Below are 14,162 nucleotides of genomic sequence, written 5' to 3' on the forward strand. Positions count from 1 at the left end.
TGTTGCTAGACGTGACTTTGCGCAAAAAAGTATAGATTCCTGAAATGATTGGTTAAGTAATTGCTGGTAGCTAGAGGAATCCTTTAAAGGGAGGGAGAACTTATTTCGTTTGAACTGGAAATTTATGCCGAATGGTTTTCGCGACCTCTGTTGCGATGAGTCTCGCTCCGTTTGCATTGGGATGGACTTTGTCAGGGAACATTTCTTCCTGATCATTTAAAGTGGTATTGAGGTCGATGATGTTGACTCCAGTTTGCTTTGCCACTTCGTCAATTTTCGGAACGAGATCATGCTTAATTGTGTCGTTGTTGAACTTGATTTTATCATGTCCTGGATAAGTGGGGACCGGATAGCAGATCCAGATTGTAGGTTTGCTTTCGAGTGCTTGAAACGAGCGAATGAGATCGATGTAATCGGGTACATACTCGGCACTGTGCTTGTCCCAGTTCATCGATCGCAAGTCGTTTGTGCCTAATTTGATCACTACGATGTCGGCTTGTAGCGCAAGGGCTGCTTTGTACTCGGGCGTTTTCCAATAAGGAGCGTGACCCCGCTTTAAAGCGGTGCGCCCATTACGACCAAAATTATGGACTGAGAATCTAGCGCCAAGAGTGCGACCTAATTGAGCTGGGTAACTTTGAGTTTCGCGATTCTCTATCCCAAAACCATAGGTGATGCTGTCGCCTACGCATGCTACTTTGATAGGGTTCGCTTTTTCTCCTGCGAATACTGCAGCCGCTCCCCAGAAAAGTGATGCTATGATGAGCAGGTATGCCATTCCCTTTTTCATAATGTACTCTGTTTACGGAGTAATTGAGAATATCTATCGAGAAGTAGCTTAGTGCTTTTTTTCTTAGCGCTTTACGACGTTGTCGTTGTGGTAGATGAGTGAGAAGCGAGCTTTGCTGGTGTTGCGGAGGCTGTCGCGGAGCTCGGTGTAGGACATCATTAGAAAGAGCCCTGAGACGGGTTCGATGTGATAGCTGACGGAGTCGGTGACGAACTTATCGGTGCTGGTGTCGCGTTTTTTGCCGCTGAGTTTAAACTGGCCGTGCTGGGCAGTGAGGGCTCGACGCGCCTCGTTCCATTTCATTTTCGCTGTGGAGAGTGACCACTGTGGGTCGGCAAAATTGAGAGTGACCTCGTAGAGTTTGCCTTGGTTGAAACGAGCTTCGAGCGAACTGGCTTCGTGGCTGGGGAGGTTGCCTTTGGAATTTTTAATGATGACGTGGCGCTCGTTTCGCTGGTGGCCGGGGAGGCTGAGTGTCACGTCGAGCTTTTGATTATCTGCCCAATCAAACAGCTTCTGCGGGGAGTCTCCCCACTTCAAGCCGAAGGGTGGAGACAGCAAGGCTTGCGCCTGCGACAGAGCACAGGCGACGAGCCAGAAGCTGATGACGAGAAGCAGGTTCTTCATTTTCTTTTAAACATGTCGGTGTAGGCGCTGACGATTCCCATGATCATTTTATAAATGAGGAAAAGCACTGCGCCGATAACGATGAAGCCTGAGAGTAAAATACCAACCACAACCCACAGCGGCCACCATTTCTTTTGGAGGAAACGGGAGAACTTAGGGTTGGTGGCAAGCTGGGCGAGCTTGGCCATGATGCGCATTTTTAGCGGTAGCTTACCGCCCTGCATACCAGCCATATTTGGCATGCCGCCCATTGCTCCAAATGCAGCAAAGGGATTATCTGCACCCATGTTGGGCATGCCACCGGGGAAAGGGTGTTGTTCCTTTTTCGCGGCAGCGTTCGCTTTTGACTTCTTGTTGTTTGCGTTGAGAACCTCGTCGACTTTTGCCTCAACGACTTTTCGATCAACGGCCATTTCTTAGGACTGGAATACGGTTTTTTCTGTTTCTGCGTCGATTACTGCAAACTTTTCACGGTGCATGGTGGCGTCGGTACGGAAAATGAGGCGGCCGCTGTGGCTGCGCTCGAGTTCCATGAGGAGCTTGGAGTCTTCTTTCTTAAAGCGGTTAAGCACGTCTGGATTTACCATAACAACGAGGTCACCGAGTTGCTCAGCATTGCGCTGGATGACGGTGTTGAGACGACGTTGAATTTCTACAGACATGGTGAGAGTGGTCTTCACGCGGCCACGACCTTGGCAGTATGGGCATGGTTCATACATGGTGTCGCGGAGAGATTCATTGAGACGCTGACGTGTCATTTCCATCAGACCGATCGGAGAGATCTGCATGACTTGAGTCTTTGCTTTATCACGCTTGAGACGTTCTTTCATCGCGCGGTAGACAGCCATCTGATCGCGGCGGTGGCGCATGTCGATAAAGTCGACAACGACGAGTCCGCCGATATTGCGCAGGCGGAGCTGGCGGGCGACTTCTTCTGCGGCTTCGATGTTGGTCTGAAGGATCATCTTGTCGACGTCCTTGGAGCCTTTGTTGCGGCCGGTGTTGACGTCTACGGCGATGAGTGCCTCGGTTTCATCGATCACGAGGTAGCCACCACATGGGAGCCAGACTTGGCGATGGAAGGCTTCATCGATCTGTTTCTGTACGCCGATCTTGTTGAAGATCGAACGACGTGATGGGAAGTGGTGAATGCGGCGCTTGGCGCGGCGGGAAATTTTTCCAGCGACTTCGCGCATGAACTCGGTGGTCTCTAGGTCATCACAGATGATCTGGTCAACTTCGTCAGTGAGGAAGTCACGCGCGGTGCGTTCGATGAGTCCTGGTTCTTGGAAGGTACAGACTGGGGCTTTCTTGGAGTCACGCTTGCGTTCGACTTCGTCCCATTGCTCAAGGAGCATGGCGAGATCGCGTACAAAATGGCGCGCACGCTGGCCTTGAGCCACAGTACGCATGATGATGCCCATGCCTTCAGGAACTTTAAGCTTCTGCATGATGCGGCGTAGGCGTTGGCGTTCTTTTGGATCGTCAACTTTGCGGGAAATACCAAACTGTTCTGAGAATGGCATGAGGACAAGGTAGCGGCCAGCGAGTGAAACGTTGGTTGTTACGCGTGGTCCTTTGTTTCCGATTGGGCCCTTGGAAACTTGGATCATGATTTCTGATCCAATCGGATAAATGTTAGGGATGTCCTTGGAAGTGATTTTCTTTTGCTTCTTTTTCGGGCGACCTTCGCGTTCGATTTCTTCGAGTCCGCCGTCGAGTGCGGCTGGGATAGCGTCCCAGAAGTGAAGGAAGGCATTTTTCTCCATGCCGATGTCGACGAACATGGCCTTGAGACCTGGTTCGATGTTCTTGACGGTGCCTTTGAAGATACCGCCTACGATGTTGGCATCGCCTTCACGTTCGACATCGTATTCTTCGAGGCTGCCGTTTTCGATAAGTGCGACTCGGCGTTCAAGCTTTTCAGCATTGATAACGAGTGAAACTCCCTCACGGGGATTGGGCTCACCGAGCCCAAGAGCTTGTTTGATTTTTTTAATCATAATAAATAGTTGGAAATTGGTGGGGGGATAAAAATTGATGTTGGGGTTTGAATTGAGATGGTTCTAGTTGTTTTTTCGGGGCTGAGTAGCCCAAAGTTTATGTTTCTTCATAGGGTTAAGATAAAATTATTCTTGGATTAAAATGGCGCGAGGCGGGACAGAGCCGCGTTGGTCGACTTCTGCGCGAATGCTTGGAGCTGGGAGTTGTTCTATTTCTTCTGGTTCTGGATGAATGATGACGATGGAGGATGCTTCGTCGCCAGTTTCACCATTGGCGGCAAAAGTGGCATCGAGGTGGTTGTCCTCCGGGAGTGATATTTCTGAGATGAGATTGGTATTTCCTTCGTAGGGGATCTGTTTTTTCAATGGCAATGAGTGGCCTTCTTCTTGTGCAAAGAGCCCTGTGAGAATGAGTTTTACGAGTGGTCCTGCGACCTTGCCGCCACTTCCTCCGCGTTTGACGGCGACGACGACTGCGTAGCGTGGATCGTCATAGGGGGCGAAGGCGACAGTCCACGCGACGTGGGTTTTGATTCCGAGATCGTAGGTTTGTGCGGTTCCTGTTTTGGCTCCTATGGTAATGCCTTTGGGGACAGCACGGCTGGCGGTGCCGCCGGTTTGGTGAGCGGCGCGGCGCATGCCTTCGCGGATCGATTGAAGGTGATCGGGATTGAGTCCGTCGAGGATGAGGTCCGCTTTGAGTTTTGGGCGATTAGAGATTTGAATGCCAAGGTCTGGGTGGCTGACTTTTCTGATGATGCGTGGTTGGTAGAGTTTGCCGCCATTGGCGACGGCGCTGACGATGCTTGCCATTTGTAGCGGAGTGGCTTCGGAATCGCCTTGGCCGATGGAGAGCATGCCAGTGAGGGCTGGAGTCATGACTTTGTTTCGGTAGCGTCGCTGCCAATCGACTGAGCCAGGGAGGATTCCTGGAGCTTCTTTTGGAAGTCGCACGCCAGTGGGCTTACCGATGCCGAGCAACGCGTATTCTTCGACCATTTTTTCAGTGCCAAGGGTGTTGGCTATTTTCATGAAGTAGGGATTGCAGGAACGCTGGATCGCTTCTTCGAGTGCGAGGACGCCATGGCCCCATTGTTTCCAGCAACGAATTTTTGCTTTGCCGTAGGACGTGTGACCAACGCAATCACAGTGCATTCCGTGAAGACCGTTTTTGGAGCCAGCAATAGCAGCGGGAATTTTAAAGGTGGAGCCAGGAGGGAAAGTACTGATGGCTCGGTTGAGAAAGGGCGCTGACTTGTTTTCACGGTACGCCGCGTACTTGCTAGAGGTGATATTGGGGATGAAGTCGTTTGGATTAAAGTCTGGTACGGATGCCATGGAGAGGACTTCGCCAGTTCTGGGATCCATCACAACAGCTGCTGCTCGTCCTGCGCGACGGAGGACGGTTTCAGTGAGGTATTGGATTTTAGAATCTAGAGTGAGTTCGACTTTTGAGCCTTGAGCCGGCTTGATGTAGTCGACGACTCGCAGGTTTTGGCCTTTTTCATTTTTGAGAACGGTTCTGATTCCTTCAGTACCAACGAGGTATTGATTCATGGTGGCTTCGACCCCAGAAATGCCTTTCGGGTCGCCGGTGTAGTGCTTGAAGTCTGGCGGGACATCGCCCTTTTCCCATTGTTTTAAATAGCCAAGAACGTGTGATGCGAGCGAGCCGTAGGGGTATTCGCGTCGAGGTGAGACGGTGACGTAGACGCCTGGCAGCTCTAGTGAATGCTCGGCAAAATGGGCAAACTGATCGTAACTGAGGTCGTCCCGGAAAACAAAGGGGACGAGGCCGCCGTGGGTCTTGTAATGCGCTTCGAGCGCACGTGCGCTGTAGGTGGTGTCGAGTCGCTGTTTGGCAAGACGAGGGCGAACCCAACTGTTGATGATATCAATGATGCCGGGAGGCTCTGCATCTTTTTCTCCCTTATGTTGTTCATACCAATGGTTAAGGAAGTCTTTGTGGATTTCTTTAATGTTGAAAACGAGTTGGTAGTTCCGGTTGTTTTTGGCGAGAACCAGTCCGGTGCGGTCTGTAATTTCGCCGCGGACTCCAGGTTCGCGGATTTTCACTTCGTAGTTGGTAGGAACGAGCTTGCGGAATTCGTCTTGGCGCTCGATCTGAAAATCGTAGAGAGAGGTCAACAAGACACCAGCCCCAGCCAGTACGATGCCGGTGAGGATGTAGATTCGGAATCTGAAACGTGAGCTAGTCATTAACTTTCTAGTTTGTAGGCTTCAGGGGTGAAGTAACGACGGTTGAGGCCGTCGTAGCGGATGGTGTAGTCGAAAACTTTGGCGAGTTTGAAAAGAATCCAGAAGATGACTGGAGAGCAGAACATGGTGAGGGTGGCGGTGATCCAGATTTGATAGAGCACTTTACTGGGGAAGCTCCATTCGCCACGGACGAAATTGATGAGTAAGTACTCGATAAGTAGATAGAGAAAGATAGCGATGCCTGAGATGATGGCAGAAATTTGCCAGATGCCTTTGCGGAAAAGCGGTTGAACTCCCTGCATGATCACACCCATGAGACCGAAGAGTAGAATGGAGTAGCCGAAGCGCAACGAGTCGGTTTGGTGGAGGTAAATATCTGGGTCACCTCCTTGTGGTCCGAGGGTGTTATTAGCATCCCAGAGGAAGCCGCCGACGAAGGCTAGCATGAGCATGGGTGAGAAACCTACAGTAACCGAGGCACAGAGGAATACGAGGTGGAGCACAAGTATGCGTGCATCGAAGAGACCAGTCACCGCAGGCATAAACTGCTGCAAAATGCAGGCAGCGAGCAGGAGGATAAAGAGGCTTATGTGGTATCTAATCACTGGTTATTGATGCCCTAACAGGACGAATACGGTGTCTAAGGCCGCAAAGTCTACTGCAGGTTTCACCAGTGCTTCTGCATCAACGGCGCCGACTTCTGAAGAAACGACAGTGCCTAGGTTGATGTTAGCAGGGAAGAGTCCGCCGCGGCCAGTGGTGATCACTTTTGAGCCGGGTTTAATCTTCGCCTCTTTGGACAGGTAGCGCAGACGGAGCATGGGTTCTTCTCCGTGTTGCGCACGCTGGCCGCTGAGGATGCCGACTTCTTGAGAGCCTTTGATCTTAGCAGATACTTGGCATTTCTCATCAGTCAGCAAAATCACGGTGGAGGTCTCGTCGTCTGGTCGGTCTACCTTTCCGACGAGTCCTTCTGCAGCAAGCACCGGGAGCTGGACGCCCACTTGGTGCTCTTGCCCACGATCAATAGTGATGGTTTCCCACCATGTCGCAGGCTTGCGGCGTATGAGTTTTGCAGCAATGACGCTGAAAGGGGAGCGTTGCTGGAACTTAAGTGCAGCACGCAGTTGAATGTTTTCTTCTTCGAGCTTTCGCAGATGCGAGGCTTCGGTCCGAAGTTTTACGAGTTCCGCCTCTGCCGCATCAAGTTTGGCAGTGACGGTTTTGGAGTGTTCTACTTCATTGGTGAAAGCTCGAGCTTTGGTTTCCAGTGAAGAGCCACTTTTTAAAAATGGGCCGATAGCGGCGTAGTAGCTGTGCTGAATCTGGCGCACGCCTTCTTCACTGCGAGTGAGCGCCCAGGCGACTCCCGCAAGGAATAAGAGAAGGGTGATGAGATTCAGAGGCTTCATGCTTTTTTGAATACGTCGCAATGTGGCGACGTCTATCTTTTAAGACTTTGTGACCATAGACTGTGGCGGGTGAGTCAAAAGTCTAAAAGTCACAAATCAAGAGTGCAAAGGCGATTGGCTTTGTCAAAAAGCTTATTCCATGTTGGTGACACGGCGCAGGAAGTTGATTTCCTGAAGCGCTTTGCCTGTACCTTCGGCGACAGCTGAGAGCGGGTCGTCTGCAACGTGAACCGGGAGCCCGGTTTCTTGTTTGAGGCGTTTATCGAGACCTTTCAGAAGAGCTCCACCACCGGCGAGCACGAGCCCGCGATCAACGAGGTCAGCTGCGAGTTCAGGCGGGCAGCGCTCCAATGTCGTGCGAACTGCTTCGACGATGCGAGCGAGAGGGTCTTCCATAGCGCCTCGAACTTCTTCAGAAGAAATTTTGATCGTTTTTGGCAGGCCAGCTACAAGGTCGCGACCTTTGACTTCCATGGTGATTTCTTTAGGCAATGGAACTGCAGAGCCGAGGCGGATCTTAATTTCTTCCGCAGTACGTTCACCAATCATGAGATTGTAGGCGCGCTTCATGTAGGAAATGATTTCGGCGTCTAGTTTGTCTCCGGCTGTACGTTCTGAACGGCTGTAAACAATGCCGCCGAGAGAGATGAGGGCGACTTCTGTAGTACCGCCGCCGATGTCGACGATCATGTTGCCGGATGCATCTTGGACTGGCAGACCCACACCAATAGCTGCTGCCATCGGTTCTTCGATGAGGAAAACTTCGCGGGCTCCTGCTTGTTCGGCAGATTCTCTGACGGCGCGGCGCTCGACTTCGGTGATGCCTGAAGGAATGGCGATGACTACGCGCGGATTAGAGCGGCGCTTGTTGTTGGCTTTGTTGATGAAGTGGCGAAGCATGGCTTCGGTGACTTCGAAATCGGCGATTACTCCATCGCGGAGCGGACGGATGGCGACGATGTCACCAGGTGTACGGCCAAGCATGCGCTTGGCGTCATCGCCTACAGCTAGGACCACATTGGTGCCAGCTTTGACCGCGACTACTGAGGGTTCGCGGAGGACAATGCCTTGATCCTTAACGTTTACAAGGGTGTTGGCGGTGCCGAGGTCAATACCAATGTCTTTGGACCCCCAGCTGAAAAGTTTTGAAAACATGTATGTTGTGAAAGTTATCGATTAGAAAGTGCACGACCTAAGAGTCGAGAGTGCCAGCAGGGTGTCCTGCTTGTAGAATCGGGGAGGAAGGGCGGACGTCCCCGATGCTGTAGCTGAATATTTGACCTAGGAGGCAGTTGGTCAAGTGGATTGTGGATGAGGCAAGTTAATACTTCTAAGCGGAAGAAAATCCTTTCTCTGCTAGCGGGGGCAGTTTACTTGTCTAGGTAACAAAGCGTTGGGAGTCGAGACTCCTAACTTAGGAAATTTTTAGAGAAACTCTCAAATGACCAGTATAGTTATTTCTAGTCAAAAAGGCGGCGTCGGAAAGACGACTGTCTCGATCAATCTAGCCTTTGCTTTCGCCAAAGCGGGCAGAAAAGTGTTATTGGTAGATGCTGATCCTCAGGGATCAGTGGGACTATCGCTGACCCGTCAGTCGCGAAAGCTCTTGGGCTTTTTTGATTACTTAAGTGAGGATGGCTGCAGTTTGCAGTCTTTGGTAGTTCCTACTCGGATGGAGACTTTTTCAATGGTCCCATCAGGGCAGGGCGAAGGCTATGAGCTGGGTGGTGGTTATAATGAAAGTGTTGCAGAGAGAGTGCAGTGCTTTATCGATGATGCTGAGAGTGACGGTTACGATTTAGTGATTTTCGATAGTGCTGCGGGACTGTTTGGTATCACGCGTGATGTTTTAGTTTGTGCTGATGCAGCCTTGGTGCCGCAGCAGGCTGAGCCGCTCGGTATTCGTTCGGTGCCTAAAATGCTGCAGGGTTTGACGGATTTGAGAGCGATGAATCCGAAGCTGAAAATTCTAGGAGTCTTGCTGACTATGGTGCAGAGAGAGCTTGCAGAGTCAGCCGAGGCGGCAGATTCTCTGAGGGAGCTCTTGCCTGAGGCGCTGGTGATGCTGGAAGAAATTGGCAGAAATGATTTGTTTCTTAAAGCAAGCGGGAAGGGTGTGCCAGTAGGTGTGCTGCAGGGCGCTGAGGCATTATCAAACAATTTTAATGGGCTGCGATTGGAGATCGAATCGAAGCTTGGATTAAGTCGCGACAACGCCTAACATTATTGATTGAAATGGATTCTATTAAACCATGGCTCGACACGGAGGAGCTGAATCGACTGGCGAACGCTCTGATGAAGCCTGTAGCTCAAGCTGAGAAAAACCCGATTCGCAGTAAGGCAAGCCAAGCCTTGGCTAAGGCGAGCGCGATCGCTAAGAAGGCTGGTCTTGTGGAGAGTACTAAGCTACGTCAAGCTGAGCTTCCCGAGCTGGCAGCGTGGCTGAACGATAACGCGAAGTGTGAAGGACTCTGTGTGATAGATCGCGATGGAGATATTCTGCATTCAGCGATGCCCAATGAGGAGTGGACGCACCTTGCTGTGATTGCCGCTACTGACGGGCGTCGACTCGAGGCTGGGAGGTCAATGAGTCTGCGAATGAAGGTAAGCGCGAAAAACTATTTACAGTTTATCGGGGTGAACACAGTACGGGGCTCTTTGTTAGTGGGCCTGTTGACGCGAAACCTTCTGAAGGATGAGCAGTTGAAGGAATTTGCTGCTCTGGTTGAACAGATTAGCGGTGCTGATCAGGTGCAGCAATAAGTAAGCGTTTCCATAGAAGACGATAAAGCTCCGAGGTTTCCTGCGGAGCTTTATTTTGAGTGGGATTTATGTTCAGTTTAGATGTGCTGGATGACTTGTTCTTTTTCGTAGCGCACTTTTGGCAGGCTGGCGTACTTGTCGTCATCTGAGCGGTAGCCTAAAGGGCAAACGACTGTGGTGAAATAGCCAGAGCCTTCGAGATCTAGGATCTTGTCATAGTCAGTGGGAGAGATACCCTCCATTGGGCAGGCGTCGACACCGAGAGCGGCTGCACTAGTCATGAGCTGGCCAAGGGCGATGTACACTTGGTTTTTTGCCCAAGTGAGAAGTTGTTCGTCGCTCATCTTCGCAACGAAGCCGCCCATCATGTCTCGGTAAAACTGAAGATCAGCTTTTTCTCCGCCGCGAATTTCGTGAGTGCGGTCAATGAAGTCGTCTAACTCATTACCGGTTACAGGAGCTTGTGCGGTGAGTACTACGAGATGGGAGCAGTCAATGATTTGTTGCTGATTCCATGAATGAGGAAGTAGCTTTGCTTTGATCTCGGGGTTAGTGACGATGAGGAATTTCCATGGTTGGAGACCAAATGAGGAGGGTGTGAGGACGAGGCTTTCTTCAATAGAGCTCCAGACGTCTGCTGGAATTTTTTTATTGGGGTCAAATGCTTTTGTGGCGTAGCGCCATCGGAGCGTGTCGAGTAATTCGTTTGGTTTCATGTTTCAGTTATTGGCTAGAGTTGGCATCGATTGAAAAGGGGAGGTTGAAGCTGGGGAGGGCATTCAGTGAGATGTTTAGGAGTGCTCCGTATTCCTTATCGAGGCGATTATCTCTCTCGAACATTCCTAGCCCAAGTGTCCAGCTCTGAAAGTTGCGATAAATTGAGTATTCCTGGCGCTCTAGAGTGCTGTCATCGAGTTGGTATTGATGGTAGGTGGCAAAGCTCCATTTGTGATTGAGACGATAGAAAATTCTGGCGTGCACTAAGTTGCTGTCGTCGATTTCAGGATGGTTACTCAGATAGCTATGGCCGAAGCCGAGCTCGAGGTTTTCAGTGGGTAGTAGGTTTAAGTATGTGGTGAGTTCGGTGAAACCGTCTCCTGATACTGGAAACTGGGTGTTGAGGGTGAGCTGAGTCCATGGAACGGGGCTCCAACGGAGATCATTGTAAACATTAGAGAAGCTACGATCAAATTCAGGGTCATTGAGGAAAGCATCGATGTAGGAATCGAGGGTGAGCCATCGGTGTGTTCCTCCGTCGCGTTTGGTAAGGAGGGTGTTTCTAGCTCCAATTCTAGCGATCGACCAATTTCGGTAATCATCAATGGCATTGTATCTTGAGACATCGAGTGGGCGTGGGCGCTCGGTTGCGGTGAGGCGGTCAATTTTGGACTGATCTTCGTCCAGTTCGTTAGTAGCTAGGACGGAAATGTTAGTGTAGGGCTGAATGACGTGCAGGAGTTCATCGAGTCCCCAACGTTGGTTTTTGATCGTGTCGTATCTGCGACTAATTTTGAGAGCCGCGTCTAAACCTAGGTGACCATGGGGGGCGCTGTGAGTTTGATTTTGTTCGCCTTCATTCCAGTAGTAGGAATAACCAGCCCCGGCTCTAGGAGTTACTGTGAAGCCTTCGGAGATCTCAATTGGACGAGAGAGTTCTTGATAAGTATGGATTCTGCCAAAATCTTTCTTTTTTAAGGTGTCGTAGATTTCGCCTCTTCGCTTAGGGCTTAAGTTGGTTTCGAGCAGCTCGTCTCTTAAGTCTTCTTTAGTGGGTGAACCTAGATCTTCACGATAGAGTCCAATAGCGCTAGAGCCTTCATGAAGTATTTGAGTGCCGAAAATTGGGCGTTTGACGTGGTCTAGATAAACTTCGGGTAGACGAGAGTCAGCTTGATAAAAATCGTTAAGTTGCACGCGGGCAAAGATGCCTGCTTGTAGGTTGTCTCTCCTGTGTTGGTAGCCTAAGATATTGTCTGGCTGTGGGTTGAGGGTGTATTCGCTCTCGTGGAAGTCCTCAAGGTAGTATTGATCGCTCAAATAAGTGAAGTTCGCGTCGATGACATTTTCGCTGTCTGCGGAATTAGACCAATCGTAGCGGTATTTAAATTCGATCTCGTAGCGGTCATCACTGATTGGGTCTCTCGGTAGCGAGTTCCGAGAGATGGTGGGGTCAAGGTCGTTGGCGTAATATAAATTTAGCCATCCTAAATTCGGGTTGTCCTCTAAGCGGATGTCAATCAGATTGACTCCTGCTCCGATGCCGCGTTTACCTCTGATGTCAAATTGCCATTCGGAGAGTAGCCATTGGTCTTCCTTTTGTCCGCTAACTGGATTTTCAGTCCCTCCTAGCATGATGTTGTATTGATTGAGCAAGAAGGGCCCCCAATTAGATCGTACACCAGGGGTAAATTGATAACCTAGGCCTGTGTCGAGTGATTGCTTTAAGTATGGAAGCCAGAAGATGGGTGTGTCGCCAGCTCTTAGAGTTAGATTTCTAAAAATCACCTCTTCATTTGGATAGACTTCGACTTTTTTGGCTTTCAACCAGTAATTGGGGTGCTCTTTATCGTGGGTGGTGAGACGTGAGTTTGTGCCAATATAGGCGATCTCGCCATCGACCATTTGCGATTTGAAATTTTCAGAATCGAGCAGGATGGGATCTATCCCTGTTTTTAGATTTGAGGTGTCTAGATTCTCGGTTTGGTAATTATAGGAGGCAGAGCTGCCTATGTGCAAGGTGGCGTGTTGATATACTTTTACGTTCCCTCGCAGATGCAGAGTGCTTTTCTTTGAGTCAAGGAGCGCTTGGTTGGCAAAAAGTTGCATGCCGTTATCAGCATATACTTGGACGCCTCCTTGGTAGCGAACGAGGCCGGTGTCGTGATTGTACTCAGCACCGTTTTCAGATGTGATGCGTAAGCTCTTCGGCATTGCTGGAGTGAGTTGAAGATCGATGCCGCTGGGTTCTAGGTCTTGTCCATAGCAAGAAATGCTCAACAAAATGGTTGCTAGACTAGCGGCGGTGCGATTCATGCGTGTTATTTAGTGATGGCGCGAGCCACTAGTAAAGATGAAAGGGGGAAATGGTCAGTTGACCAATTACCTTCACATGCGCATTTTGAGAGTATGAAAAACTCTGTCGGCATTATTGGAGCTTCTGGCCTGTTAGGTGGCAAGTTGGCTGGTGAATATGATTCAATGGACTGGGAGGTGGTTCGCTTTTCGAGGAAGGAGCGAGAGGTTGCTGGGCAGAATTGGAAAAAGCTTTCAGCTGAGGCTTTGTCGGGTCTGGATGTGCTAGTAAATCTAGCTGGTGAGCCGATAGATCAACGCTGGACAGAAGAGAATAAAAAGTTGTTTTGGGAAAGTAGAGTGGGTGTGACTGAGCAGATTACGAAAATGGTCTCGCAATTACCTAGTGAAGATCGTCCTAAAACTTGGGTGAACGCATCAGCCGTGGGTATCTATGGAGATGGAGGTGAATCTGAGCTTATTGAAGAAAGTCCTACTGCAGATGGGTATTTGGCAGAGCTTTGTGAGCATTGGGAGAGAGCGGCTTCGGCTATCGAGGTTTCTACGTGTCAGGTGTTTTCTATTAGAATAGGCGTTGTATTAGGTAAAGAATCTGCTGCGTGGAAGAAAATGGCTTCTATTTTTAAGCTCGGGCTGGGTGGGAGGTTAGGGAGTGGTCAGCAATGGTTCCCGTGGATTCATATAGATGACATTGTGGGTGGTATTGTTCACCTTTCTCAAATTGAGGGGGCTTGTGGTGCTTATAATTTGGTTGCACCAGAGCAGGTGAGGAATGTCGAGTTTACAAAGTCTCTCGCAAGTGAGTTGAATCGCCCAGCGATACTCCCAGTTCCATCCTTCGGGTTGAAGTTGATGCTTGGTGAGTTTGCTGATGCCTTATTGGCTAGTCAGCGTGTGAGCTCAGAAAAATTGAGACAAACTGGCTATAAATGGCGCTATCCCGACCTAAAATCAGCCTTGAAGCAATTAAATGAAGGTTAAAAAGATAGCTCGTGAGGACAGTGGGAGGATGATTTTAGAAAAAGAAGATAAGCAGAATTATTGTAATTAGAGGGTGTTGTGGAGAGGGAGTGGGAGAAAGTTTAAAAAAAGATGCGAAAAGAGCTTGCGCGGAGTCATGGAATATGTAGATTGCGCCCCGCCTCACCCACTAAGGGGAGCGCAGCAAGGAATTAACTAAGTTGATTTGAAACACGGTTTCACAAGTTAAGTAGTTCCTGCTGAACGAGATCTTTTACACATTACATGGCTTGGTTAAAATGCAGAGTTCGCTCTGGAAGGTTTAACTAAGTGGAAGAGGAAAGACTGAATTGT

Annotated in this window: 13 protein-coding genes; 3 read left to right on the plus strand and 10 right to left on the minus strand. The window is 49.9% G+C overall.

The genetic code is table 11. The annotated features are described in order from the left end of the window. Window positions 1-100 precede the first annotated feature (100 nt). The 8 genes from ACFPK9_RS10340 to ACFPK9_RS10375 all read right to left on the minus strand — a co-directional run bounded on the left by ACFPK9_RS10340 (window position 101) and on the right by ACFPK9_RS10375 (window position 8,207). Window positions 101-790, minus strand: coding sequence for a GDSL-type esterase/lipase family protein (locus tag ACFPK9_RS10340; RefSeq protein ID WP_377094808.1), 690 nt, complete (start codon window positions 788-790; stop codon window positions 101-103). 63 nt (window positions 791-853) lie between these two features. Further along, complete coding sequence (locus tag ACFPK9_RS10345) at window positions 854-1,417, minus strand: hypothetical protein (RefSeq protein WP_377094809.1); 564 nt, start codon at window positions 1,415-1,417, stop codon at window positions 854-856. Continuing rightward, window positions 1,414-1,830 carry a hypothetical protein gene (locus ACFPK9_RS10350; protein ID WP_377094810.1) on the minus strand — a complete coding sequence of 139 codons (417 nt, stop codon included), beginning with the start codon at window positions 1,828-1,830 and terminating at the stop codon, window positions 1,414-1,416. The genes ACFPK9_RS10345 and ACFPK9_RS10350 overlap by 4 nt, the downstream gene beginning before the upstream one ends. A gap of 3 nt (window positions 1,831-1,833) precedes the next feature. After that, window positions 1,834-3,420, minus strand: coding sequence for an Rne/Rng family ribonuclease (locus ACFPK9_RS10355; RefSeq protein WP_377094811.1), 1,587 nt, complete (start codon window positions 3,418-3,420; stop codon window positions 1,834-1,836). 126 nt (window positions 3,421-3,546) lie between these two features. Continuing rightward, window positions 3,547-5,640: a penicillin-binding protein 2 gene (gene mrdA, locus ACFPK9_RS10360; protein ID WP_377094812.1), complete on the minus strand. Its 2,094-nt coding sequence runs from the start codon at window positions 5,638-5,640 to the stop codon at window positions 3,547-3,549. After that, a complete protein-coding gene (locus tag ACFPK9_RS10365) occupies window positions 5,640-6,245 on the minus strand; it encodes a hypothetical protein (RefSeq protein WP_377094813.1) in 606 nt (201 codons plus the stop codon). Before ACFPK9_RS10365 ends, mrdA begins: the two co-directional genes overlap by 1 nt. Before the next feature lie 3 nt (window positions 6,246-6,248). Continuing rightward, on the minus strand, window positions 6,249-7,052 hold the full coding sequence (mreC, locus tag ACFPK9_RS10370; RefSeq protein ID WP_377094814.1) for a rod shape-determining protein MreC: 804 nt from the start codon (window positions 7,050-7,052) through the stop codon (window positions 6,249-6,251). Window positions 7,053-7,184: 132 nt separating this feature from the next. Then, window positions 7,185-8,207 (minus strand): rod shape-determining protein, encoded by a 1,023-nt coding sequence (locus tag ACFPK9_RS10375; RefSeq protein ID WP_377094815.1) that lies wholly within the window; start codon window positions 8,205-8,207, stop codon window positions 7,185-7,187. A 286-nt stretch (window positions 8,208-8,493) separates the two neighbouring features. On the opposite strand from ACFPK9_RS10375, the gene ACFPK9_RS10380 reads away from it, so the two are divergent. Both ACFPK9_RS10380 and ACFPK9_RS10385 read left to right on the plus strand, forming a co-directional pair. Continuing rightward, on the plus strand, window positions 8,494-9,273 hold the full coding sequence (locus tag ACFPK9_RS10380; RefSeq protein ID WP_377094816.1) for a ParA family protein: 780 nt from the start codon (window positions 8,494-8,496) through the stop codon (window positions 9,271-9,273). Between the two features lie 14 nt (window positions 9,274-9,287). After that, window positions 9,288-9,815 carry a hypothetical protein gene (locus ACFPK9_RS10385; protein ID WP_377094817.1) on the plus strand — a complete coding sequence of 176 codons (528 nt, stop codon included), beginning with the start codon at window positions 9,288-9,290 and terminating at the stop codon, window positions 9,813-9,815. A gap of 77 nt (window positions 9,816-9,892) precedes the next feature. On the opposite strand, the gene ACFPK9_RS10390 is transcribed toward ACFPK9_RS10385, so the two are convergent. Then, a complete protein-coding gene (locus tag ACFPK9_RS10390) occupies window positions 9,893-10,531 on the minus strand; it encodes an NAD(P)H-dependent oxidoreductase (RefSeq protein ID WP_377094818.1) in 639 nt (212 codons plus the stop codon). Between the two features lie 7 nt (window positions 10,532-10,538). Then, on the minus strand, window positions 10,539-12,848 hold the full coding sequence (locus ACFPK9_RS10395) for an LPS-assembly protein LptD (protein WP_377094819.1): 2,310 nt from the start codon (window positions 12,846-12,848) through the stop codon (window positions 10,539-10,541). A 93-nt stretch (window positions 12,849-12,941) separates the two neighbouring features. Between ACFPK9_RS10395 and ACFPK9_RS10400 the strand changes: the two genes are divergently transcribed. Then, window positions 12,942-13,829: a TIGR01777 family oxidoreductase gene (locus tag ACFPK9_RS10400; protein ID WP_377094820.1), complete on the plus strand. Its 888-nt coding sequence runs from the start codon at window positions 12,942-12,944 to the stop codon at window positions 13,827-13,829. Window positions 13,830-14,162: the final 333 nt, after the last annotated feature.

Origin of the sequence: Rubritalea spongiae, from assembly GCF_042652385.1 — a bacterium.
GTDB lineage: Bacteria > Verrucomicrobiota > Verrucomicrobiia > Verrucomicrobiales > Akkermansiaceae > Rubritalea > Rubritalea spongiae.

What these genes read in the sequence shown, in the direction of transcription:
- ACFPK9_RS10345 (WP_377094809.1), bottom strand. Translation starts at nt 1,417, where the DNA reads ATGAAGAACCTGCTTCTCGTCATCAGCTTCTGGCTCGTCGCCTGTGCT.
- ACFPK9_RS10380 (WP_377094816.1), top strand. Translation starts at nt 8,494, where the DNA reads ATGACCAGTATAGTTATTTCTAGTCAAAAAGGCGGCGTCGGAAAGACG.
- ACFPK9_RS10340 (WP_377094808.1), bottom strand. Translation starts at nt 790, where the DNA reads ATGAAAAAGGGAATGGCATACCTGCTCATCATAGCATCACTTTTCTGG.
- ACFPK9_RS10355 (WP_377094811.1), bottom strand. Translation starts at nt 3,420, where the DNA reads ATGATTAAAAAAATCAAACAAGCTCTTGGGCTCGGTGAGCCCAATCCC.
- ACFPK9_RS10395 (WP_377094819.1), bottom strand. Translation starts at nt 12,848, where the DNA reads ATGAATCGCACCGCCGCTAGTCTAGCAACCATTTTGTTGAGCATTTCT.
- ACFPK9_RS10385 (WP_377094817.1), top strand. Translation starts at nt 9,288, where the DNA reads ATGGATTCTATTAAACCATGGCTCGACACGGAGGAGCTGAATCGACTG.
- ACFPK9_RS10390 (WP_377094818.1), bottom strand. Translation starts at nt 10,531, where the DNA reads ATGAAACCAAACGAATTACTCGACACGCTCCGATGGCGCTACGCCACA.
- ACFPK9_RS10400 (WP_377094820.1), top strand. Translation starts at nt 12,942, where the DNA reads ATGAAAAACTCTGTCGGCATTATTGGAGCTTCTGGCCTGTTAGGTGGC.
- ACFPK9_RS10375 (WP_377094815.1), bottom strand. Translation starts at nt 8,207, where the DNA reads ATGTTTTCAAAACTTTTCAGCTGGGGGTCCAAAGACATTGGTATTGAC.
- mrdA (WP_377094812.1), bottom strand. Translation starts at nt 5,640, where the DNA reads ATGACTAGCTCACGTTTCAGATTCCGAATCTACATCCTCACCGGCATC.
- mreC (WP_377094814.1), bottom strand. Translation starts at nt 7,052, where the DNA reads ATGAAGCCTCTGAATCTCATCACCCTTCTCTTATTCCTTGCGGGAGTC.
- ACFPK9_RS10350 (WP_377094810.1), bottom strand. Translation starts at nt 1,830, where the DNA reads ATGGCCGTTGATCGAAAAGTCGTTGAGGCAAAAGTCGACGAGGTTCTC.